The sequence below is a fragment of the Streptomyces sp. UF-297 genome, assembly GCF_058245575.1.
On the sequence record NZ_JBSIBZ010000034.1, the window covers coordinates 12,892 to 34,625 of the forward strand.

Annotated in this window: 18 protein-coding genes; 12 read left to right on the forward strand and 6 right to left on the reverse strand. The window is 69.9% G+C overall.

Annotated features, from left to right (window positions below):
• Nucleotides 1-14: 14 nt before the first annotated feature.
• From AC4IJH_RS20460 to AC4IJH_RS20475, 4 genes are read left to right on the forward strand one after another with little or no spacing between them, the layout of a single operon-like run.
• Nucleotides 15-938: an ABC transporter permease gene (locus AC4IJH_RS20460; protein WP_490853228.1), complete on the forward strand. Its 924-nt coding sequence runs from the start codon at nt 15-17 to the stop codon at nt 936-938.
• Nucleotides 931-1,911, forward strand: a complete 981-nt coding sequence (locus AC4IJH_RS20465; protein WP_490853229.1) for an ABC transporter permease — start codon at nt 931-933, stop codon at nt 1,909-1,911. The genes AC4IJH_RS20460 and AC4IJH_RS20465 overlap by 8 nt, the downstream gene beginning before the upstream one ends.
• A gap of 13 nt (nt 1,912-1,924) precedes the next feature.
• Complete coding sequence (locus tag AC4IJH_RS20470) at nt 1,925-2,902, forward strand: ABC transporter ATP-binding protein (protein ID WP_490853230.1); 978 nt, start codon at nt 1,925-1,927, stop codon at nt 2,900-2,902.
• Nucleotides 2,892-3,920 (forward strand): ABC transporter ATP-binding protein, encoded by a 1,029-nt coding sequence (locus AC4IJH_RS20475; RefSeq protein WP_490853231.1) that lies wholly within the window; start codon nt 2,892-2,894, stop codon nt 3,918-3,920. The genes AC4IJH_RS20470 and AC4IJH_RS20475 overlap by 11 nt, the downstream gene beginning before the upstream one ends.
• Nucleotides 3,921-4,030: 110 nt before the next feature.
• On the opposite strand, the gene AC4IJH_RS20480 is transcribed toward AC4IJH_RS20475, so the two are convergent.
• Entirely contained in the window at nt 4,031-5,146 is a 1,116-nt protein-coding gene (locus AC4IJH_RS20480) for an ABC transporter ATP-binding protein (RefSeq protein WP_490853232.1), read from the reverse strand.
• A gap of 13 nt (nt 5,147-5,159) precedes the next feature.
• A complete protein-coding gene (locus tag AC4IJH_RS20485; protein WP_490853233.1) occupies nt 5,160-6,221 on the reverse strand; it encodes an ABC transporter ATP-binding protein in 1,062 nt (353 codons plus the stop codon).
• A gap of 144 nt (nt 6,222-6,365) precedes the next feature.
• Between AC4IJH_RS20485 and AC4IJH_RS20490 the strand changes: the two genes are divergently transcribed.
• Nucleotides 6,366-7,571 carry an RNA-guided endonuclease InsQ/TnpB family protein gene (locus AC4IJH_RS20490; protein WP_490853234.1) on the forward strand — a complete coding sequence of 402 codons (1,206 nt, stop codon included), beginning with the start codon at nt 6,366-6,368 and terminating at the stop codon, nt 7,569-7,571.
• A gap of 65 nt (nt 7,572-7,636) precedes the next feature.
• Here the strand turns inward: AC4IJH_RS20490 and AC4IJH_RS20495 are convergent, their stop codons facing one another.
• The 4 genes from AC4IJH_RS20495 to AC4IJH_RS20510 all read right to left on the reverse strand — a co-directional run bounded on the left by AC4IJH_RS20495 (nt 7,637) and on the right by AC4IJH_RS20510 (nt 14,346).
• On the reverse strand, nt 7,637-8,614 hold the full coding sequence (locus tag AC4IJH_RS20495; protein WP_490853235.1) for an ABC transporter permease: 978 nt from the start codon (nt 8,612-8,614) through the stop codon (nt 7,637-7,639).
• 105 nt (nt 8,615-8,719) lie between these two features.
• Nucleotides 8,720-10,534, reverse strand: a complete 1,815-nt coding sequence (locus AC4IJH_RS20500) for an ABC transporter substrate-binding protein (protein ID WP_490853236.1) — start codon at nt 10,532-10,534, stop codon at nt 8,720-8,722.
• A 109-nt stretch (nt 10,535-10,643) separates the two neighbouring features.
• Nucleotides 10,644-11,669 carry an ABC transporter permease gene (locus AC4IJH_RS20505; protein ID WP_490853237.1) on the reverse strand — a complete coding sequence of 342 codons (1,026 nt, stop codon included), beginning with the start codon at nt 11,667-11,669 and terminating at the stop codon, nt 10,644-10,646.
• Between the two features lie 523 nt (nt 11,670-12,192).
• Nucleotides 12,193-14,346 carry a S9 family peptidase gene (locus AC4IJH_RS20510; RefSeq protein ID WP_490853238.1) on the reverse strand — a complete coding sequence of 718 codons (2,154 nt, stop codon included), beginning with the start codon at nt 14,344-14,346 and terminating at the stop codon, nt 12,193-12,195.
• 244 nt (nt 14,347-14,590) lie between these two features.
• Here AC4IJH_RS20510 and AC4IJH_RS20515 point away from each other — a divergent pair, with 244 nt between their 5' ends.
• The 7 genes from AC4IJH_RS20515 (at nt 14,591) to AC4IJH_RS20545 (ending at nt 21,673) form a co-directional block, all read left to right on the forward strand.
• Nucleotides 14,591-14,785, forward strand: coding sequence for a hypothetical protein (locus AC4IJH_RS20515; RefSeq protein ID WP_490853239.1), 195 nt, complete (start codon nt 14,591-14,593; stop codon nt 14,783-14,785).
• A gap of 65 nt (nt 14,786-14,850) precedes the next feature.
• Entirely contained in the window at nt 14,851-15,756 is a 906-nt protein-coding gene (mshB, locus tag AC4IJH_RS20520) for an N-acetyl-1-D-myo-inositol-2-amino-2-deoxy-alpha-D-glucopyranoside deacetylase (RefSeq protein WP_490853240.1), read from the forward strand.
• Entirely contained in the window at nt 15,753-16,277 is a 525-nt protein-coding gene (locus AC4IJH_RS20525; protein WP_490853241.1) for a DUF6113 family protein, read from the forward strand. The genes mshB and AC4IJH_RS20525 overlap by 4 nt, the downstream gene beginning before the upstream one ends.
• Before the next feature lie 191 nt (nt 16,278-16,468).
• A complete protein-coding gene (locus tag AC4IJH_RS20530; protein ID WP_490853242.1) occupies nt 16,469-18,520 on the forward strand; it encodes a hypothetical protein in 2,052 nt (683 codons plus the stop codon).
• A gap of 203 nt (nt 18,521-18,723) precedes the next feature.
• Nucleotides 18,724-19,698 carry an ABC transporter ATP-binding protein gene (locus AC4IJH_RS20535; protein ID WP_490853243.1) on the forward strand — a complete coding sequence of 325 codons (975 nt, stop codon included), beginning with the start codon at nt 18,724-18,726 and terminating at the stop codon, nt 19,696-19,698.
• A complete protein-coding gene (locus tag AC4IJH_RS20540; protein ID WP_490853244.1) occupies nt 19,695-20,432 on the forward strand; it encodes an ABC transporter permease in 738 nt (245 codons plus the stop codon). The genes AC4IJH_RS20535 and AC4IJH_RS20540 overlap by 4 nt, the downstream gene beginning before the upstream one ends.
• The gene (locus AC4IJH_RS20545; RefSeq protein WP_490853245.1) at nt 20,429-21,673 is read left to right on the forward strand and encodes a sensor histidine kinase; all 1,245 of its coding nucleotides are present in this window, start codon (nt 20,429-20,431) and stop codon (nt 21,671-21,673) included. The genes AC4IJH_RS20540 and AC4IJH_RS20545 overlap by 4 nt, the downstream gene beginning before the upstream one ends.
• The last annotated feature ends 61 nt before the right edge of the window (nt 21,674-21,734 follow it).

Consider the following 21,734-nt stretch of genomic DNA (forward strand, 5'->3'; position numbering starts at 1 on the left):
AAGGCGATCGATCCATGGGGCGCTATGTGATCCGGCGGCTGCTGCAGATGATCCCGGTGTTCATCGGCAGCACATTCCTCATCTTCTTCATGGTGTACGCGCTCGGCGACCCGGTCGCGGCGCTCTTCGGCGACAAGGCCCCCGACCCGGCCACCGCCGCCCAGATCCGCAAGGACCTCTATCTCGACCAGCCGCTGTGGAAGCAATATCTGCACTACATGGCGCAGATCTTCCAGGGCGACTTCGGCACCGCCTTCAACGGCCAGGAAGTCACCGAGCTGATGGGCTCCGCATTTCCCGTCACACTGCGGCTGACGCTGGTGGCCATCGTCATCGAAATGGCCGTCGGCATCACCCTCGGCGTCTTCAGCGGACTGCGCAGGGGCCGGCTGCTGGACACCTCGGTCCTGCTGTTCACCCTGGTCGTGGTCTCCATTCCGACCTTCGTCAGCGGCTATGTGCTGCAGTACCTGCTCGGCATCCAATGGGGCATCGTCAAACCGACGGTCTCCTGGGAGGCCCCGCTGGACGAGCTGATCCTGCCGGGCATCGTGCTGGCGCTGGTCTCCCTGGCGTACGTCACCCGGCTGACCCGGACCTCGATCGCCGAGAACGCCCGCGCCGACTACATCCGTACGGCCGTGGCCAAGGGACTTCCCCGGCGGCGCATCGTCACCCGCCATCTGCTGCGCAATTCGCTCATCCCCGTCGTCACCTTCATCGGCACCGACATCGGCGCGCTGATGGGCGGGGCGATCGTCACCGAGCGGATCTTCAATATCCACGGCGTGGGTTTCCAGCTCTACCAGGGAATCCTGCGCCAGAATTCGCCGACCGTGGTCGGCTTCGTGACCATTCTCGTCCTGGTCTTCCTGCTGGCCAATCTGCTCGTCGACCTTCTGTACGCCGTCCTCGACCCGAGGATCCGCTATGCCTGATCACTCCCCCACGGAACCCCACAAGTCCGTTGCGCCCTCCGGCGGCGGTGCGATGAACCTCGCCGACAGCGAGGCCGAGACGCTGGAGAAAGGCCCCGGAGGCGGCCCGAACGGCGACCCGGCGGCCAAGGCGCGCAGCCTGTGGAGCGACGCCTGGCACGACCTGTACCGCAACCCGGTCTTCATCGTCTCCGCGCTGATCATTGTCTTTCTGGTCCTGATCTCGATCTGGCCGCAGCTGATCGCTTCGGGCAACCCCCTCCAGTGCGACCTGGCCAAGGCCCAGGAGGGCGCCGAGCCCGGCCACCCCTTCGGCTTCGACCCGCAGGGCTGCGACGTCTACACCCGTACCGTCTACGGCGCCCGCGCCTCCATCACCGTCGGCATCTGCGCGACCGCGGGCGCGGCCCTGCTGGGCAGCGTCTTCGGCGGCCTGGCCGGCTTCTTCGGCGGCTGGGTCGATGCCCTCTTCTCCCGGCTCGCCGACATCTTCTTCGGCATCCCGGTCATCCTCGGCGGCCTGGTCTTCCTGTCCGTGGTCACCAGCGCCACGGTCTGGCCGGTGGTGGGCTTCATCGTGCTGCTGGGCTGGCCGCAGCTCTCGCGTATCGCCCGCGGCTCGGTGGTCACCGCCAAGCAGAACGACTACGTCCAGGCGGCCAGGGCGCTCGGCGCGGGCAACGGACGGCTGCTGCTGCGGCACATCGCCCCCAACGCCGTGGCCCCGGTGATCGTCGTGGCGACCATCGCTCTGGGCACCTACATCGCCCTGGAGGCCACCCTCTCCTTCCTGGGTGTGGGGCTGCGCCCGCCCACCGTCTCCTGGGGCATCGACATCTCCAACGCCTCCACCCAGATCCGCAACGGACCGCACATGCTGCTCTACCCGGCGGGCGCGCTGAGCATCACGGTGCTGGCGTTCATCATGCTCGGCGACGCGGTGCGCGACGCCCTCGACCCCAAGCTGCGCTGAGGAGCCGCATCCGATGTTGCTCGAAGTACGCGACCTGAAGGTCGAATTCCGCACCCGGGACGGCATCGCCAGGGCCGTCAACGGCGTCACCTACAGCGTGGACGCGGGCGAGACACTGGCCGTGCTGGGCGAATCGGGGTCGGGCAAGTCGGTCACCGCGCAGGCGGTGATGGGCATCCTCGACTCACCGCCCGGCTTCGTCACCGGCGGCGAGATCCTCTTCCAGGGCCGCGACCTGCTCAAGCTGGGCTCCGAGGAGCGGCGCCAGGTCCGGGGCGCCAGGATGGCGATGATCTTCCAGGACGCGCTGTCCTCCCTCAATCCCGTGCTGAGCGTGGGCGCGCAGCTCGGTGAGATGTACGAAGTGCACACGGGGATGTCGCGAAAGGAGGCCCGGGGCAAGGCGGTCGAGCTGATGGACCGGGTCCGTATCCCCGCGGCCAAGCAGCGGGTGGGGGACTATCCGCACCAGTTCTCCGGCGGTATGCGCCAGCGCATCATGATCGCGATGGCGCTGGCCCTGGAGCCGGACCTGATCATCGCGGACGAGCCGACGACCGCGCTGGACGTGACGGTGCAGGCGCAGGTGATGGACCTGCTGGCGGAGCTGCAGCGCGAGTTCAACATGGGGCTCATCCTGATCACCCACGACCTGGGCGTGGTCGCGGATGTCGCCGACAAGATCGCGGTGATGTACGCGGGCCGGATCGTGGAGACCGCCCCCGTCCACGAGCTGTACCGGGCACCGGCCCACCCGTACACCCGCGGCCTGCTGGACTCTATCCCGCGCCTGGACCAGAAGGGCCAGGAGCTGTTCGCCATCAAGGGCCTGCCGCCCAACCTGACGGCGATTCCGCCGGGTTGTGCCTTCAACCCGCGCTGTCCGATGGCGCAGAACGTCTGCCGCACCGACCTGCCGCCGCTCGCCGACGTCGCCCCCGGCCGGGCCAGCGCCTGCCACTTCTGGAAGGAGACCCTCGGTGAGCGATGACGCGATCCTGGACGTACGCGACCTGGTCAAGCACTACCCGCTCACCCAGGGCATCCTCTTCAAGAAGCAGGTCGGCGCGGTCAAGGCCGTGGACGGGGTCTCCTTCGACCTCAAGCGGGGCGAGACGCTCGGCATCGTCGGGGAGTCCGGCTGCGGCAAGTCGACCGTCGCCAAGATGCTGGTCGGACTGGAGCAGCCGACGGACGGCCGGATCCTCTATCAGGGCGAGGACATCACCAAGCTGTCGGGGCGGGCGCTGAAGGCGGTGCGCCGCAACATCCAGATGGTCTTCCAGGACCCGTACACCTCGCTCAACCCCCGGATGACGGTGGGCGACATCATCGGGGAGCCGTACGAGATCCACCCCGAGGTGGCCCCCAAGGGGGACCGGCGCAAGAAGGTGCAGGATCTGCTGGATGTGGTCGGGCTCAACCCCGAGTACATCAACCGCTATCCGCACCAGTTCTCCGGCGGCCAGCGCCAACGCATCGGCATCGCACGGGGGCTGGCGCTGCGCCCTGAGGTCATCGTGGCCGACGAGCCGGTCTCCGCGCTGGATGTCTCCGTCCAGGCCCAGGTCGTCAATCTGCTGGAGCGGCTCCAGAACGAGTTCGAGCTGTCGTACGTGTTCATCGCGCACGACCTGTCGGTGGTGCGGCATATCTCGGACCGGGTCGCGGTGATGTATCTGGGGCGGATGGTGGAGGTGGGGACGGACGAGCAGATCTACGAGCACCCCACGCACCCGTACACCCAGGCGCTGCTGTCCGCCGTGCCCGTACCCGACCCGGACGCGCGCGAGCAGCGGGAGCGGATTCTGCTCAGCGGGGATGTGCCCTCGCCGGCCAACCCGCCCTCGGGGTGCCGGTTCCGTACGCGGTGCTGGAAGGCGCAGGAACGGTGCGAGCTGGAGGTGCCGGCGCTGGCCGTACCGGCGGAGTTCCGGCTGACGGAGGGGCCTGCGCGGCATGATTCGGCTTGCCACTTCGCGGAGGAGCGGAGGGTTGTGCCGGGGTGAGGGGGCCGGTGCGTGGTCGGCTGCGGCGCCGTTGTGGCTGGTCGCGCCCACGCGGCGGAGCCGCATATCGAATACAGCCCCGCGCCCTTCTTGCGGAGTTCCCCGCGCCCCTAGCTCGCGTCGGTCTCCTCGATCGCGGCCAGGGCCGGGTCCAGGATGATGGCCTCCTCGCGGGCCGCTGTGGTGGGCTCCTCGGGGAAGTGGCAGGCGGTGAGGTGGCCGGGGTGGTTCCCGGCGATCTGGATCAGGGGTGGTTCCTGGGAGGCGCAGCGGTCCTGGGCCTTCCAGCAGCGGGTGCGGAAGCGGCAGCCGGAGGGCGGGTTGACGGGGGAGGGGACGTCGCCGGCCAGGCGGATGCGCTCGCGGTCCGCCTCCTCGTCCGTCAAGGAGGCCTCGGGTACGGCGGAGAGCAGGGCGTGGGTGTACGGGTGGCGGGGGCGGCCGTAGATGGAGTCGCGGTCGCCGACCTCCACGATCTTGCCCAGGTACATCACGGCGACCCGCTGGCTGAAGTGCCGTACCACCGCCAGGTCGTGCGCGATGAAGAGAAAGGCGATGCCCATCTCCCGCTGCAACTCCTGCAGCAGATTGACCACTTGGGCCTGGATGGAGACGTCCAGGGCGGAGACCGGCTCGTCGGCGACGATCAGTTTGGGTTCCAGGGCGAGCGCGCGTGCGACGCCGATGCGCTGGCGCTGGCCGCCGGAGAACTCGTGCGGGAAGCGGTTGTAGTGCTCGGGGTTGAGCCCGACGATCTCCAGGAGTTCGCGGACCCGCTGCTCGCGCCCGCCGGGCGGATCGATCTTGTTGATCTGCATCGGGCCGCCGATGATCGTGCCGACCGTCTGCCGCGGGTTGAGCGAGGAGTAGGGGTCCTGGAAGATCATCTGGATCTCGGAGCGGATGGGCGCGAGCTGCTTGCGGCCGGCGTGGGTGATGTCGCGGCCGCGATAGGTGATGGTGCCGGCGGTGGGCTCCAGCAGGCGGGTCAGCAGCCGTCCCGTGGTCGACTTGCCGCAGCCCGACTCGCCGACCAGCCCGAAGCTCTCGGCCGCGTGCACGGTCAGATCGATGCCGTCCACGGCCTGTACGGCGCCGACGGTGCGCCTGACGGGGAAGCCGCCCCGGATGGGGAAGTGCTTGGTCAGCCCCTCGGCGACCAGCAGCGGTTCGCCGCTGCCGGGCGCCGCGTCGCGGGGGGCGGGGAGGGTGACGTGCTCGGTCATGGTGGTCGACTCCCTAGCCCAGCCGGGGCTTGATCTTTTCGACGAAGAAGGTGTGCTTCTGCTCGGCGCTCAGGTGGCAGGCGCTGCCCCGGCCCATCGGCAGCAGCGGGCGCTCGTCCGTACAGCGGGTGCCGCCGACCTCCTGCGGGAAGGCGCACCGGGGGTGGAAGGGGCAGCCCGAGGGGGGCGCCAGCAGGCTCGGCGGGGTGCCGGGGATCGGCACCAGCGGCTCGCTCACGTCCGAGGCCAGCCGCGGCATGGACCCCAACAGGCCCCAGGTATACGGGTGTTGGGGCTCGCTGAGGATCTGGCGTACCGAACCGCGCTCCACGGCCCGGCCCGCGTACATCACCAGCAGGTCGTCCGCGGTGTTGGCGACCACGCCCAGGTCGTGGGTGATCAGGATGATGGCGGAGCCGAACTCCTGCTGGAGGTCCTTGAGGAGGTCCAGGATCTGCGCCTGTACGGTGACGTCCAGCGCGGTGGTCGGCTCGTCCGCGATCAGGAGGTCGGGGTTGCAGACCAGCGCCATCGCGATCATCGTGCGCTGGCGCATACCGCCGGAGAACTGGTGCGGGTAGTCGTCCACCCGCTGCTTGGGGTTGGGGATGCCGACCTTCGCCAGCATCTCGATCGCCCGCTGCCGGGCCTCGCCGCGGGAGGCTCCGGTGTGCTTGCGGAACGGCTCGGAGATCTGCCGCCCCACGGTGTAGTACGGAGAGAGAGCGGTCAGCGCGTCCTGGAAGATCATCGCCATCTTGTTGCCGCGCAGCTTCTCCAGCTTCTTCTCGTCCGCGCCGGTCAACTCCTGTCCGTCCAGGATGATTTCGCCGGAGACGGAGGTGTTGCGCGGGTCGTGCAGACCGAGCACGGCGAGGTTGGTGACGGACTTTCCGGAGCCCGACTCGCCGACGATGCCAAGAGTCTGACCGCGTTTCAGGTCGAAGGAGAGGCCGTCCACGGCCTTGACGGTGCCGTCCTCCGTGGAGAAGTGCACATAGAGATCTCGGACCGACAGGAACGCGCCGGAGTCGGCGGGCGCCGGGCTGTCCGCTTCCTTGGTCAGGGTGGTCACCAGATGTCTCCCAAGATGGCCCCGGCTTCAGCCGAGGGAGGAATAGGTCCTCGGGCTGGAGCCGCAAAGTGGCGGAGTTCGCTGCGCATCTCTTCTGACCTGCACTCTCTTCCGTTGTCAGTGGGGGCTGTTAGGTTCTGAAACATGACGACCGCAGTGAAAGCCGCAACGGTGGCCGGGCATGCCCGGTACACCTTCCGGCTTCGTGTGTCGTCCGGTGCGCTCGCCCGGCTCGAAGTCGAGTGGGGGCGCTGCCGCTGGGTGTGGAACGAATGCGTCGCCGTGTCCCGCCGGGCGCACTCCCACCACAAGGCCGCCGGCGAGAACACGACATGCGGCCCGGCGCAGCTCGACAAGATGCTGACCGAGGCCCGGCAGTCGATGGCGTGGCTGCGGGAAGGCGCGAGCGTTCCGCAGCAGCAGATCATCCGGGACTTCGCGAAGTCCCGCGCCAAGGCGCTGGGGGACATCAAGGCCAGGTTGCCGATGCGGCAGCGGGCTGGGATGCCCCGGATCAAGCGGAAGCGTGAGGCTGCCCCGTCGCTGAACTACACACAGCGCGGATTCCGCGTCAAGGACGGCCGTCTGCACTTGGCCGGCGGGATCGTGCTGCGCGTGGTGTGGTCGCGGGACCTGCCGTCCGGCCCGACCAGCGTGCGGGTGTACCGGGACAGCCTCGGCCATTGGTACGCCTCGTTTGTCGCCGTCGCCGAGACCACCCGCGCACCGGCCACGGGGCGGGCGATCGGCATCGACTGGGGCGTGAAGGAGACCGCCACCACCACATCCGATGCTCACGACCTGTCCCATGCCGAGCACGGGAAGACCGCCGCACAGAAGCTGGCCAGGTACCAGCGGATGATGGCCCGCCGCGCGACGCCGAAGAACCGGCCCGACACGAACGGCTACCGCAAGGCCCGCCAGGCGGCGGCGAAGGTGTCCAAGAAGATCGCCCGGCGACGGCAGGACACCGGGCGCAAGTGGGCCAAGACCGTCGTCCGCGACTTCGACCACATCGCAGTGGAGGACTTCCAGCCGAAGTTCCTCAGCCGTACCATCATGGCCCGCAAGGCCGCTGACGCCGCGATCAGTGCGACCAAAGCGGCGCTGATCGAGATGGCCCGCAAGCACGGGCGCACCGTGCACCTGATCCATCCCGCGCACACCACGATGGACTGCGCGCAGTGCGGAGCGAGAGCCAAGCACGCACTCCCCCTCTCCGAGAGAACGTATACGTGCACCGCGTGCGGAGCGGAGTCCCCCAGGGACAAGAACTCCGCCCGCGTGATGCTCGTCCGGGCTGGTCTCAACCCGGCTGGTACTGATCTTGTAAGCCCTGCCCCCTGTTAGGGGTCAGGCCAAGTGAGCCAGGCATCCCCCTCGACGACGAGGGAGAGGAGTCAATTACGGCACTCCTAGGACAGGCGCACGCGCGGGTCGATGAACGCGTAGGTGGCGTCCACGAGGATGTTGAAGAGGATGATGGCCGTCGCCGAGAAGAGCATCACGCCCATCAGGGTGGGCAGATCGGTGTTGGTGACGGACTGGACGGCCAGCCGGCCCAGGCCCGGCAGCGTGAAGGTGTACTCCGTGATCATCGCGCCGCCGAAGAGCGAGCCCATGTCGATGCCGAAGATGGTGACGATGGGGATCAGCGAGCCGCGCCAGGCGTAGCGGAAGAAGACCGCGCGGCCGGTCAGGCCCTTGGCGCGGGCGGCCTTGACGTGTTCCTCCTGGAGCTGTTCGACCATCGAAGAGCGCGCCATACGGGTGTAGTTGGCGGTGAAGATGACCGACAGCACACACCAGGGGATGATCAGTCCGACGAACCAGCCGCCCGGATTCTCGGTGATGGGCACGTACTTGGGCTGCGAGAACAGCTGCAGCTGGTAGACCAGCAGCGCCAGCACCAGCGGGCCCAGGAAGTAGATCTGCATCGAGCTGAGCACCAGCGAGGCGGAGCTGAAGGCCTTGTCGACGAAGGTGCCGCGCTTCCAGGCGGCCAGCATCCCGGCGCCCAGACCGACGGTGAGGAACACCACGGCGCCGCCGACGGCGAGCGAGACGGTGGTCGGGAAGCGGTCCAGGATCGTCTCCCACACCGGGTTGTTGTCCACGAAGGAGTAGCCCAGGCAGGGCGCCGGGCAGGGGCCGACGGCGAAATCCCGGCCCGCGAAGATCCCGACCATGTACTCCCAGTACTGGACGGGGACCGGCTTGTCGATGCCCATGTTCTTGCGAATGATTTCCAGGGCGTCCGGGGTGCAGTTCTTTCCGCAGGCCAGCAGCGCCGGGTCGCGGGGAATGCTGTAGAAGAGGAAGAACGTGAAAGCGCTGATGATCAGCAGAATGGCTACCGCGCCGAGGGATCGGCGGAGCAGAAATCGCAGCATGTCGATAGGTGCTTTCGGGACGGCCTGGGCGGCATTGGCTGGATGGTGCCGGGGGCGCCCGCCGCCCTTTTCGGAAGGCGGGCACCCGGGGACCCGAAGCGGCTGCTACTGCTTGACGTAGAGCCGGGTCGGATCGAGATCGCTCAGCGAGTTGTTGTAGACAGTGCCGCCGATCTTGGAGCCACTGATCTGCATCTGCTTGTAGTAGTACGCGGGGACGACCGGCAGGATGTCCTCGAGGATCTTCTTGTTGAGCGCGAACCACTCCTCGGCCGCCTTGGCCGGGTCGGCGATCTTCTGGATCCGGTCGATCTCCTTGTTGACCGTCGGGTCGTTCACATGGGAGTAGTTGTTGGCGCCGTCCTGGATCTTTCGCCCGTCGAACAGCGGAGGAATGACGGTCGAGGAACTCGGCCAGTCATGGCCCCAGTTGTTGCGGTAGAGATCGAATCCGTTCTTCACCTTGCCGACCAGGTCGTAATAGGTGTCGGCGGGAAGTTCCTTGCGCTGGACGTCGAAGCCGGCCCGCTTGAGCGCGTCGGCGACCGCGACCGAGACCTGCTGGTCCTCCTTGCTGTTGGCGTAGGCGTAGGTCAGCTTCATGTTGACCTTGCCCGCCTCCTGGAGGAGCTTCTTGGCCTTCTCCGGCTCGCCGTTGGGGTTCTTCAGCTTCCCGTACGGGTCGTAGGTCTTGTCGTGCCCCGGCAGCAGCGGGCTGATGGTGCTGCCCGCCAGGTCACCGCCGGCCGAGCCGCCGTACGGGGCCAGCACCGACTTGATCGGCAGCGCGTAGGCGATGGCCTCGCGGACCTTCTTGTCCTTGATCCGGTCCATGTTCATCGCGTACATCGCGACATAGCTCTGGTAGCCGGAGACGGTGCGCTTCTTGATCGCGTCGCTGCTGAGCACCTTCTGGACGGAGCTGGCGTCGACCTGGTTGGTGAAGGTGGTGGCGTACTGGTTGTCACCGGTGTCGGAGATGACGCGCTTGCTGTAGTCCTCGAACTGGTGGTTGAAGGTGATCTCGAACTTGTCCGGGTACTGGTGGCGGTAGGAGTCCGTCTTGGGGTCCCACGCGGCGTTGCGCACCAGCGTCATCGACTTGCCCGGCTTGAAGTTGTCGATCTTGTACGGGCCGGTGGCCAGCGGGTCCTTGTCGTACTTCTCCTTGGTGTCCTTCGCGCCGTCGGGCACCACGCCGTAACCGGGCATGCTCAGCGCGTACGGCAGGTCGTTCTGCGGCTCCTTGAACTTGAAGACGACCGTCTTGGCGTCCGGGGTGGCAAGGACCGAGTCGGGCAGGTGCTTGCCGTCGTAGCCGCCGCCGGGCAGCAGCTTGCGGTAGTCGGTGCCCGCGGTGTTCGCCATCCAGCCCTGTACGAAGGTGGGGCCCTCGGTGACGAAGGTCGCGAACTGCCGCTCGAAGGTGTGCCGGATGTCCTTGGACGTGATGGGCGTGCCGTCCTCGAACTTGATGCCGTCCTTGAGCGTGAAGGTCCAGGTCTTGCCGTCCTCGGAGCGCTTGCCGCTGTCGGTGGCCAGGTCGCCGACGACGGAGTACTTGCCCTCGTTGTCCAGCTTCACCGTGGTCAGCCGCCGGTGGATGAGCTGGGAGAGCACGCCCTCGTCCGAGACGTAGATCTGGGCCGGGTCCAGGTGGGAGAAGCTGTCGCGCTGCAGGACGCGGACGGTGCCGCCCTTCTTGGCGCCCGCCACCTCCTTGGCCGGGCCGGTGGACGCCGAGGCGTCGGCGTACTGGACCATGCCCAGCTCCTTGGCCTGCGGGCCCTTGGGGTTCTCGCCGCCGCTGCCCCCTCCGCCGCCGCTGCTGCAGGCGCTGAGTACGAGTGCCCCCGCGGCCAGCGCCACCGTCGCGGCGCGCCCTCTGCGTAGCTGGATACCTCGCTGGATGATTGTCATCGGTACGTCTGCACCTGCCTGTTGGTTGTGTCCGGTGGTGCGGTCTTCGCGCGTGGATCTGCGGGTGGGTCTTGGGGTGGAACAGCCGGCGGGCCGGCGGGTCAGCGGGTCAGCGGTTGGTCTTGGGGTCGAAGGCGTCCCGGACGGAGTCCCCCAGGAGGTTGAAGGCCACGATGAAGATCACCATCGCGACGCCGGGGAAGACCATGTACGTCAGGTCGTTCTCGTAGACCTGCGCGCCGGTGGCGAACATCCGGCCCCAGTCCGGGGTGGGCTCGACCAGCCCCACGCCCAGGAAGGACAGGCCCGCGATCGAGGTCACCGCGTTGGGCAGCATGTACGTGCCCTGCACGAGGATCGGCGTGACCACGTTGGGCAGGAGTTCCTTGCGGACGATCCGCCAGGGCGAGGCGCCGCTGATCTTGGCCGCCTCCACGTACTCGCGCTCGCGCAGCGAGAGGACCACGCCGCGCAGGATGCGGGCCAGCGCCATCCAGCCCAGGAACCACAGCACCAGGACCAGCGCGACCATGCGGACGTAGGTGGGCGTCTCGTCCGTCGGGTCGACGAACAGGGCGGTGACGATGGGCATGAACGCCACGAAGAACAGCTGGTTGGGGAAGCCCATCAGCAGGTCGGTGACGCGGCCGATGAAATAGTCCGTCTTGCCGCCGAGATAGCCGGCGGCCACGCCCAGCACGATGGCAGTGATCACCGACAGCAGGGTCACCGCCAGCGCCAGCAGCAGCGATGTACGCATTCCGTAGATCAACTGCATGAACACATCGCGGCCGAGTGTGGGTTCAAGTCCGAACCAGAACTCACCGTCCATTCCGCCGTTCGGCTTGATCGGATATCCGAAGTCGTTGAGCAGGCCCGGAATTTCCTGCCCGTACCGGGTGTAGGGATCTTTGCCGTACAGCTTGGAGATCACCGGAGCCAGCAGTCCGACGGCGAAGAATGCGATCACGATCCAGGCCGAGATCACTCCCGAGCGGTCCCGTTTGAATCGGGTCCACATGAGCTGGCCCGGGGAGCGGCCCACGAGTTTCTTGTCCGGTGGTGCGGCCGGATCCACGGGACCGGAACCGGAGTTGTGGCCCTTCGTCACTGCGGCCTGGGATGGACTGGTCATCGCGAAGTGCCCCCGCGCCGAGTTCTCTTGGAACGTGAAGCGACACGGAGCCGCGTCGCTGGGTTGAGCGGGACTTTGGCAAGTGATTTATGGGCTAGTCAAGGGGAAGAGAAGAGCGCGTGGACACCTTGTTCGCTTCTTGAGCGAAGATTACGCATACTGACGCGGCGGCGTGCTTGACAGTGGTCGAGGCCGTGCGGCATGGGCGACATTTCGTGCCCAACTTCTTTAACATGAAGGCAACTTGACTGTCGCAACACCGATATACGAACGCGCCATCATCGACAGCGTACGGCCGTGCGGGTGCCGTGAACCGGCCGGGGTCCCCAGGGGCCCCGGCCGGTTGCCGTGCGCCGATGTTGCTGCTCTCTCGCCGTTCCGGCTGTTCTTGCCGTGTCTTGACTCGCGTTCCCGTCCCGCGCGGTTGTCCCCGAAAGAGGACTGGAGTAGACCTGCCGTACGCGCGGTGTTCGAACGCGCGCAGGGGGGCTCGTACGGGATGTCCGGCCCGTACGAGCCCGTCTCAGCGCATCCCCAACGACCGCTTGAGGAAGTCGACTTGGAGCAGCAGGAGGTTTTCGGCCACCTGCTCCTGCGGCGTCATGTGGGTCACCCCGGACAGCGGCAGCACCTCGTGGGGGCGGCCGGCCGCCAGCAGCGCCGAGGACAGCCGCAGGGTGTGCGCCATCACCACGTTGTCGTCGGCCAGCCCGTGCACCAGCATCATCGGGCGGTGCGGCCCGGTGGCGCCCGACAGGCCCTCGTCGGTCACCAGGGAGTTGGCGGCGTAGACCGCTGGCTCCTGGTCCGGGTGGCCCAAGTACCGCTCGGTGTAATGGGTGTCGTACAGCCGCTGGTCGGTGACCGGCGCGCCCACCACCGCCGCGTGGAAGACATCGGGCCGCCGCAGCACCGCGAGCCCCGCCAGCAGCCCGCCGAAGGACCAGCCGCGGATGGCGACCCGGTCCAGGTCCAGCGGAAAGGAACCGGCCAGGCCGTGCAGCGCGTCGATCTGGTCCTCCAGGACCACCGCCGCCAGATCGCGCGCGATGGCCTTCTCCCAGGCGGGGGAGCGGCCGGGGGTGCCGCGCCCGTCCGCCACGATCACCGCGAAGCCCTGGTCGGCGAACCACTGCGAGGTCAGATGGGCGTTGTGGGCGGCCACCACCCGCTGTGCGTGCGGGCCGCCGTAAGGGTCCAGCAGTACAGGAAGCGGCCCGTCCGTCTCCCGGTGGCCGGACGGCAGCAGCACCGCGCACGGGATCTCCCGCTCGCCGGAGAGTACGAAGCGGGGGCGCGCGGTCAGCGAGGGCGTCTCGGCGCAGGAGCCGACCGCCGCCAGCCGCTCCGCCTTGCCGTCCGGCCCCAGGCGCACCACCTCCACCTGGGCGCCGGGCCGCTCGGCGCACACCTGGGAGAGCACGGTCACCTCTCCCGAGCGCACCGCCGAGGACACCGAGGGCCCCGGCCGCTCGCCCACCCGCTCCCAGCCGCCCTGGTCGCCGCTGCCGCGGTACCAGGCGCGAAAGACGCCGATGTCGTGCAGGTCCCGGCCACTCGCGGTGAACAGCACGTCGTCCTCGCCGATGTCCAGCAGCGCCCGTACGTGCAGCGGGGCGCCGGTCAGCGGGCGGTCGCCGACGAAGAGCTTGCGGGCGCCGCCCTCGTCGGCGATGCGCACCAGGCGGCCGTCGGGGGTCCAGGCCGGCACGCCGGGGTACGGCTCGACCCACGCCGTGTCCTCATCGGCGTGGACCGTACGGGTCGCGCCCGTCTCGGTGTCCACCGCCAGGTAGTGCTGGGTGCGCTGGTCGCGGCTCTGGACCAGCAGCAGCGGCGGCCCGGCGGCCGACCAGTGCACCCGGGCGAGATAGGGGTAGCGCTCGCGGTCCCAGGTCACGGGGGTGTGCGAGCCGTCCAGGCCGATCAGGGCCAGGGTGACCTCGGCGTTGGGGGTGCCGGCCGCCGGATAGGCGACCTCGGCCGGGCGGCGGTCCGGGTGCGCGGGGTCGGCGATCCACCAGCGCCGTACCGGCGAGGTGTCCACGCGGGCCGCCAGCAGCCGGTCGCTGTCCGGGGACCACCAGTGGCCCCGGTGGCGGCCCATCTCCTCGGCCGCGATGAACTCCGCGAGCCCCCAGGTGACCTCGGGGCCCTCGGGCTCGGCCAGCGCGCGGTCCGCGGGTGCGCCCTCGCTCCCGTCGGCCGCGACGACGCGCAGCGCGCCCTGGGAGACGTAGGCGATGTGCCTGCCGTCCGGCGCGGGCCGGGGGTCCACCACCGGGCCGGGGACGGGGAGTTGACGGGAGGTGCCGGCCCGCAGCTCGGTGGCGAACAGCTGTCCGGAGAGGGTGAAGGCGGCCAACTCCGCCGCGCCGTCCACGGCGTAGCCCACGATGCCGCCGGAGCCCTCACGGGTGCGCTCGCGGCGCGCCCTCTCCTGGGCGGACAGCTCCTCCGCCGCGCCGCCGAGCAGCGTGGCGGGGTCGGCGGCGGCGAACTCCCGTCCCTCGTCGAGGTCGAGGACCCACAGCACATTTGCTCGATCGGTCCCTGAACGGGAGCGCAGAAAGACGACGCGCCGGCCGTCGGGGGAGACGGTGAAGGCCCGTGGCGCGCCGAGTGTGAAGCGCTGCGTACGGGCGTACTGCCGGGGAAAACTGGGCTGTCCGGTCATGCTCAGGAGCCTACGGGTCATGGCTTCACGCCGGACGCGCGCAGGGGGAACGCGTGCGCCCCTGATCTGCTCCCGTACACCCAACATATGCACGGGCGCGGAAAGTTATGATCCTTTGCGCGTGGTGGAAGGTGGGTATGGAGGCTTTGGCGTGTGACCGCTCGCGGTGCCTCGCCGCCCGATATCCGTGCCGTCCAACTGTCTTGTGACCGTGTGTACTTGAAGTCCTTGGAGGTGAGCCGCCGTGGCACTCTCGATTTCGGCGGTGGTGCTGCTGGCGATCGTCGTCTTCCTGCTCATCAAGAAGTCCGGTCTCAAGGCCGGGCATGCGGTGATCTGCATGCTGCTGGGCTTCTACCTGGCCAGCTCCTCGGTCGCGCCGACCGTCAAGACGCTGACCACTAATGTCGCGGACATGATCGGCGGCATCAAGTTCTGAGGCGTGGCCGCCGCTGACGTGCGGCCGTTTCCGGGGTGCGGGCACCTGGCTCGTACCCTGTCCCCATGTCCGACCTTCCCGCCCGCCGACTGCTGCTGGTGCACGCGCACCCCGACGACGAGTCGATCAACAACGGCGCCACCATGGCCAAGTACGCCGCCGAGGGTGCCCTGGTCACGCTCGTGACCTGCACACTCGGCGAGGAGGGCGAGGTCATCCCGCCCGGGCTCGCCCATCTCGCCCCCGACCGCGACGACGCCCTCGGCCCGTACCGCGTGGGCGAGCTGGCCGAGGCGATGCGCGCGCTGGGGGTGCGCGACCACCGCTTCCTGGGCGGCGCGGGGCGCTACCGCGACTCCGGGATGATGGGCGTCCCCCAGAACGACCGACCCACCGCCTTCTGGCAGGCCGACCTGGACGAGGCCGCCGGGTATCTGGTCGCCGTCATCCGCGAGGTACGGCCGCAGGTCCTCGTCACCTACGACGAGAACGGCGGCTACGGCCACCCCGACCACATCCAGGCGCACCGCGTCGCGATGCGCGCCGCCGAACTCGCCGCCGACCCCGCCTTCGGGCCTCCCGGCCACGGCCCCGCACACACCATCGACAAGATCTACTGGAACCGCAGCCCCCGCTCGGTGGTCGAGGAGGGCTTCGCCCGGCTGCGCGCCTCGGGTCACACCTTCCCCGGCGTCGCCGCGGTGGAGGACGTGCCGGGCGTGGTGCCCGACGCCCTGATCACCGCCGAGATCTCCGGCGGCGCCCCCTGTGCCGCCGCCAAGGCCGAGGCCATGCGGGCGCACGCCACCCAGATCGCCGTCGACGGGCCGTTCTTCGCGCTCTCCAACGACCTGGGACAGCCGCTGTTCGGCACCGAGTACTACCAGCTCGTACAGGGGAAGTCCGGGGCGCCGGAGGGGGAGCGCGAGGACGACCTCTTCGCGGGGACCGACCAGGAGGCGGCGGCGTGAGCGCGGCGAAGAACGGGCAGCGGGGCGGCGGCAAGAGCGGCCCGGGCGGTGCGCAGGGCGCGGCCGGGGACGGCAGGCGGGCGCGGGCCGGGTCCGCGGCGGCGGGCGGCGCGGCAGCGGCCCCGGCGGTCGCCACCGGGGCGCCCCGGCCCCTGACGCCCGGACGCATCGGAACGTATGTGCTGTTGTTCGTGGTGGGCGTGTTGGTCGCCGTGGCCGGCGGGCTGGTCCAGGCCGGGTGGTTCCCCGGCGGGCTGCTGCTGGCGCTGCTCGGCGCGGGCGGCCTCTTCTACGGGGGCGCGCTGGCCACCGGCACCACCGCGGGCGTGCTGGTGCCGGGCGCCGGCTGGCTGGTGACGGTCATGCTGCTGACCACCAGCCGCCCCGAGGGCGACTTCCTCTTCGGCGCCGGACTGGGCTCGTACCTGTACCTGCTGGGCGGGATCGTGGTGGCTGTGATCTGCGCCACGACCGCGCAAATGCGGTCGGCGGGGGCGCGGATGGCCCGATCCGGCAAGTGACGTGCTGCGCTTAGTGATCATTTCGAGTGCCGCGCGGACGCCCGTGCGCGGGGCATTCCCCCGCTCGCCAGGTGCCCACCGACGGCGGACAGTATGGTGGTGCGCGCCGCCGAGCCGCCCTGGGGGCACCTCCCTGCCGAAGACCGGGGACCATCTCTGACGAGCGGCGGAGCCAACCGGGAGAACCTGCTTTGAGTCGTGAATCTGACAGCCCGTCCTCCAGTCCTCAGGGGCGCGGCGGTGCCGCGTACCCGTCGGGGACGCCGCCGTACGGGACCCCGCGGGGGAACGCCGACGAGGCGGCCGGTGCCGCACAGCCGGAGGAACAGAAGACCGAGACCACGCTGACGACGCGGATCAAGATCAACATTCCGGGGTCGCGGCCCATCCCGCCGGTCGTGGTGCGCACGCCCGTGGGTGAGGAGCCGTCGGCGAACGGCTCCGGCGGTGGCGGGAGTTCGGCCGCCGCCTCCGGCGCGTCCGCGTCCCTGGGCGCCGCCGAGCCGGGCGGCGAGCGTACGGGCAGCACGCCGCGGCCGGGCTCGGGCCCGGACCGGAAGAGCGAGGCCGCGGCGGCCGACAAGACGAGCGACTGGTTCGCGCCGCGCAAGTCCCCTGCCGCGCCCGGTCCCTCCGGTGCGCCTGCCGCGCCCGGTCCCTCCGCGCCGTCCGGCGGGGCGGCCCCGGCCAACGGTACGGGCGAGCCCAAGCGGCCCGACCTGCCGTACTTCTCCGACGGCCCGGCGGCCCCGGGCCCCTCGCCCTTCGACCTTCCCGGCGGGGAGAGCCCCTTCGACCGGCCGGCGCGCGAGGCCGGCCCGTTCGACCGGCCCGTGTCGGGCAACGGCGCGGCCGCCCCGCAGGGCCCGTCCGGCCCGACGACCGGTCCGGTCACCGGCGACATGCCGCTGGACCCGGCGCCCGGATACGGCGATGCGGGCCAGGGCCCGGACGGCCTGCCCCGTATGAGCGATGACACCGCCGTGCTCACGCCGCAGCCGCCGGCCTCGCCGCAGGCGGGCCCGGGCAGCGGCATCGGCGTCACCGGAGGCATCAGCGGCGGCCTGCCGGGCGGCGCGGGCCAGGGCGCCGGGCCGGGGAACACCTCTGGTCCGGGGAGCGCATCCGGCCCGGGGAACGTCTCCGGTGACACCCTCACCAGCGGCATCCCGACGGTCCCGGCCGGCGGCGGACCGGCCGCCGGCTCGCCCTTCCCGCCCGGCCCCGCGGCGGGCTCCCAGGCGCCCAAGCCGCGCCCGAAGATCCCCGAGCCGATCAACCCGCCCAAGAAGAAGGGCCGCAACAAGATCGTGCTGCTGGGGGCCGCGGTCGTGGTCCTGGCGGGCGTGGCGTACGGCGCGGGCCTGGTCCTGGACCACGCCGACGTACCCAACGGCACCACCGCGCTCGGCGTGGACATCGGCGGCACCAGCAAGGACGAGGCGGTCAAGAAGCTCGACACGGCCCTGAAGGACCGCCTCACCGCGCCGTTGAAGCTCACCGTCGACGGCAAGGAACAGAGCCTGAGCCCCGCCCAGGCCGGTCTGAGCGTCGACACCAAGGAGACGGTCAACAAGGCCGCCGGCCGCGACTACAACCCCGTCTCCGTCATCGGCTCGCTCTTCGGCGGCACCCGCATCGCCCCTCCGGCGATGCTGGTGGACGAGGAGAAGCTCGACAACGCCCTGCAGGCGGTGGCGGGCGCGGACGGCGCGGTCAAGGAGGGCGGCATCACCTTCGAGAACGGCCAGGCCGTCGCCCACTACGGCACGCCGTACAAGGCCGTCGACGCCAAGGCCTCCAAGAGCAAGGTCGAGCAGGCCTACCGGGACCGGGTGGCCACCGGCAAGGACACCCCCGTGGTGCTGGCCGCCAAGGCCCAGCAGCCCAAGGTCTCCAAGGCGGCCGTGGACAAGGCCATGGAGGAGATCGCGAAGCCCGCGATGTCCGGGCTGATCGTGATCCAGACCGATCCGGCGCACCGCATCCCCTTCAGCCCGCAGAAGTCCATCCCCAAGTTCCTCTCGGTGAAGGCCAACCCGGACGGAACGCTCGCCCTGGCGTACGACCGGGCCGCGCTCAAGGAGCTCTACGGCGACACCTTCAACGGCGTCATGGTCACCCGGGGTGACGGCTCCAAGCACCCGGTGAGTGTCGAGGAGGTGGCGGGCGCCGTGACCCAGGCGCTGCGCGGCAAGACGCTCGCCGAGCGGACGGTCACCATCCCGACCAACGGCAGCTGACGCTCCACCGGCCCCTTCCGCGGGGTCCGGCCGGGATCTCCCGGACCGCGCCCGTGCGCGGGGACGGGAACGTCATCGCAGGTGAGGCCCCCTGTCGGCGGATCTTCGGATCCCCTAGGGGGCCTCACCCATGACATCTGTCATCCCGGATACACGACTGGAGACACTGCCGGTGCGGGGGCGGCGGGCGCGATGCTGAATCCATGACGACCACAGCCATCACCGCGGACACCGCGGCACACCGCGCGGGTCCGCCCCCCGTGGTCAGCTTCGAGAAGGTCACCAAGAGCTACGGCACGGTGCGCGCCGTGTCCGAGCTGTCCCTCCAGCTGCACCCGGGCGAGACCGTGGCCCTGCTGGGGCCCAACGGCGCGGGCAAGTCCTCCACCCTCGACCTCCTCCTCGGCCTGCGCAACGCCGACTCCGGCTCCGTCTCCCTCTTCGGCACGAGCCCCCAGAAGGCCATCGCGCAGGGCAAGGTCGGCGCGATGCTGCAGAGCGGCGGCCTGATGGCCGGTGTGAAGGTCAGGGAGCTGGTCCGGCTCGCCTGCGACCTGCACCCGCGCGCCTACCCCGTGGACCAGGTCCTGGCCACCGCCGGGATCAGCGAGATAGCCGACCGCATGGTCGACAAGCTCTCCGGCGGCCAGGAGCAGCGGGTCCGCTTCGCCCTCGCCACCGCGGGCGCCAACGAGCTGATCGTGCTGGACGAGCCGACCACGGGCATGGACGTCTCCTCCCGGCAGACTTTCTGGGGCACCATGCGCGAGCAGGCCCAGCAGGGCCGTACGGTCCTGTTCGCCACGCACTACCTCGAAGAGGCGGACGAGATCGCCGACCGCGTGATCGTGCTGCACCGGGGGCGGGTGCTGGCGGACGGCACCTCCGCCGAGATCAAGGCGAAGGCCGGCGCCCGCCGGATCACCTTCGACCTGGACGAGGCGGTCGGCCGCGAGGCGCTGCGCGACCTGCCGTACCTGACCTCCCTGGAGGTCTCGGGCCGCACGGTGCGCATCCAGTCCTACGACGCCGATGCCACCGTCCACGCCGTCTACTCCCGCGGGCTGTACCCGCACAACCTGGAGGTCTCCGGACTCGGTCTGGAGCAGGCCTTCATCGCCATCACCACCGCATCCGACGCCGACACCACGGCAACCGCCCAGGAGGCGGCACGATGACCACCCTGATCAAGCTCGAGATCGCCCGCACCCTGCGCAACAAGAAGTTCATGTTCTTCTCGGTGATCTATCCGCCGGTGCTCTACCTCATCATCGCGGGCGGCGCGGACAGCAGGCCGATCCCGGGCATGGACCTGAACATGGGCCTGTACTACATGGTCGCGATGGCCGCGTTCGGCGCGATGACCGCTGTCCTGGTGGGCAACAGCGAGGTCATCGCCAAGGAGCGGGAGAAGGGCTGGGTGCGGCAGCTGCGGCTGACCGCGCTGCCCGGCCGCGGCTATGTCGCCGCCAAGATGGCCGCCTCCGCGACGGTCAGCCTGCCCTCGATCCTGCTCGTCATGATCGTCGGAGCGACGGTCAAGGGGGTGCGCCTGGAGGCCTGGCAGTGGATATCCATCGTCGCCGGCACCTGGCTGGGCAGCTTCGTCTTCGCCGCGCTCGGCGTCGCCATCGGCTATCTGGCCAGCGGTGACGCGGTCCGCCCGATCACCATGCTGGTGTACTTCGCGCTCGCCTTCCTCGGCGGGCTGTGGATGCCGCTGACGATCCTCCCGCAGTGGGTGCAGAACATCGCCGAGTGGCTGCCCACCCACGCCTATGCCGCGCTCGGCACGGCGATCGAGGTCGGCAACGCCCCGCACGTGAAGGACATGGCGGTCCTCCTCGGCTACCTTCTGCTGTTCGCGGGGGGCGCGGCCTGGCTCTACCGGAAGGACACCCGCAAGGCATGAGTGAGGGCAAGGGCGAGGTCGGCATCGTCCCCATCGGGCAGCCGCCGGAAAACCGCAGGGCAGCGCAGGTCAAGTCCCTGTGGATCCTGGTCTGGCTGGCCTTTCTGGGCGGTCCGATCGGCGAGCTGGCCGGCGGGGAGCTGACGACGACCGCGCGGGTGCTCGGCTCGCTCGGGCTGACGCTCTTCGTCGTCGCCTACTGCCTGCTGCTCTACCGCAAGCTCGCCCACCGCGAACTGGCCGAGCGGGTGCAGTACGCGCTGCTGTCCCTGCTCGCGTCCCTCGCGCTCGTCCTCTCGCTCACCCTGGGCCCCAACTGGCTGGCCCTGTTCACCTTCACCTCCACCTCCGTGGCGGCGGTGCTGCCGGTCCGGCGCTCCCGCTGGATCATCCCGATGATCTTCCTCGTCATCATCCTCATCGGACTGCGTGACCACGAGATCCGGATCTACCTCGTCGCCTTCGCCCTGCCGTCCCTGCTGGGCGGCTTCGCGATGATCGGCGTACAGCAACTGATCACCACCACCCACGAGTTGCGGCAGGCCCGCGAGGAGGTGGCCCGCCTCGCCGCCAACGAGGAGCGCCTGCGGCTGGCCCGTGACCTGCACGACCTGCTGGGCCACTCGCTCTCCCTGATCACGCTCAAGAGCGAGCTGGCCGGGCGGATGCTGCCCGGCAAGCCGGACGACGCGGCCCGGCAGGTCGCCGACATCGAGAAGGTCAGCCGGCAGGCGCTGGTGGACGTCCGCGAGGCCGTCACGGGCTACCGCCGCCCCCGGCTGGCCGTCGAACTCGCGGGCGCGCGGGCCGCGTTGCACGCCGCGGGCATCGAGGCCGTCATCGATCCGGCGCTGGAGCGCCCCCAGGAGGGCCTGGCGGCCGAGGCGGAGGGGGCGCTGGCCTGGGCGCTGCGCGAGGCCGTCACCAATGTCGTACGCCACAGCGGCGCCGACCGCTGCGAGCTGCTGCTCTCCCAGGAGTGGGAGGCCGACGAGCGCCGCTGTCTGTGCCTGGCGGTCACCGACAACGGCGGCGGACCGCCGCGCGCCCCGCGCGACGGCAACGGCCTGGGCGGCCTGCGCGAACGCCTGGCCCTGGCCGACGGCCACCTGGAAACCGGCCCGGCCCCCACCGGCGGCTTCACCCTGCGCGCCCATGTCCCTCTCACCGCGCCGCCGCAGACGTGCCCCGACACCGCAGCACCGACGCCCGCCTCCCAGCCGGCCCCGGACGCCCTTTAGCCCCTCCACCGAGCCCTTCCACGGCGAGACCCGCTCAGCCCCTCCATGGCGAAACCCGATC

What these genes read in the sequence shown, in the direction of transcription:
- AC4IJH_RS20540 (WP_490853244.1), top strand. Translation starts at nt 19,695, where the DNA reads ATGACCACCCTGATCAAGCTCGAGATCGCCCGCACCCTGCGCAACAAG.
- AC4IJH_RS20535 (WP_490853243.1), top strand. Translation starts at nt 18,724, where the DNA reads ATGACGACCACAGCCATCACCGCGGACACCGCGGCACACCGCGCGGGT.
- AC4IJH_RS20510 (WP_490853238.1), bottom strand. Translation starts at nt 14,346, where the DNA reads ATGACCGGACAGCCCAGTTTTCCCCGGCAGTACGCCCGTACGCAGCGC.
- AC4IJH_RS20545 (WP_490853245.1), top strand. Translation starts at nt 20,429, where the DNA reads ATGAGTGAGGGCAAGGGCGAGGTCGGCATCGTCCCCATCGGGCAGCCG.
- AC4IJH_RS20500 (WP_490853236.1), bottom strand. Translation starts at nt 10,534, where the DNA reads ATGACAATCATCCAGCGAGGTATCCAGCTACGCAGAGGGCGCGCCGCG.
- AC4IJH_RS20460 (WP_490853228.1), top strand. Translation starts at nt 15, where the DNA reads ATGGGGCGCTATGTGATCCGGCGGCTGCTGCAGATGATCCCGGTGTTC.
- AC4IJH_RS20505 (WP_490853237.1), bottom strand. Translation starts at nt 11,669, where the DNA reads ATGACCAGTCCATCCCAGGCCGCAGTGACGAAGGGCCACAACTCCGGT.
- AC4IJH_RS20495 (WP_490853235.1), bottom strand. Translation starts at nt 8,614, where the DNA reads ATGCTGCGATTTCTGCTCCGCCGATCCCTCGGCGCGGTAGCCATTCTG.
- AC4IJH_RS20490 (WP_490853234.1), top strand. Translation starts at nt 6,366, where the DNA reads ATGACGACCGCAGTGAAAGCCGCAACGGTGGCCGGGCATGCCCGGTAC.
- AC4IJH_RS20465 (WP_490853229.1), top strand. Translation starts at nt 931, where the DNA reads ATGCCTGATCACTCCCCCACGGAACCCCACAAGTCCGTTGCGCCCTCC.
- AC4IJH_RS20480 (WP_490853232.1), bottom strand. Translation starts at nt 5,146, where the DNA reads ATGACCGAGCACGTCACCCTCCCCGCCCCCCGCGACGCGGCGCCCGGC.
- mshB (WP_490853240.1), top strand. Translation starts at nt 14,851, where the DNA reads ATGTCCGACCTTCCCGCCCGCCGACTGCTGCTGGTGCACGCGCACCCC.
- AC4IJH_RS20470 (WP_490853230.1), top strand. Translation starts at nt 1,925, where the DNA reads ATGTTGCTCGAAGTACGCGACCTGAAGGTCGAATTCCGCACCCGGGAC.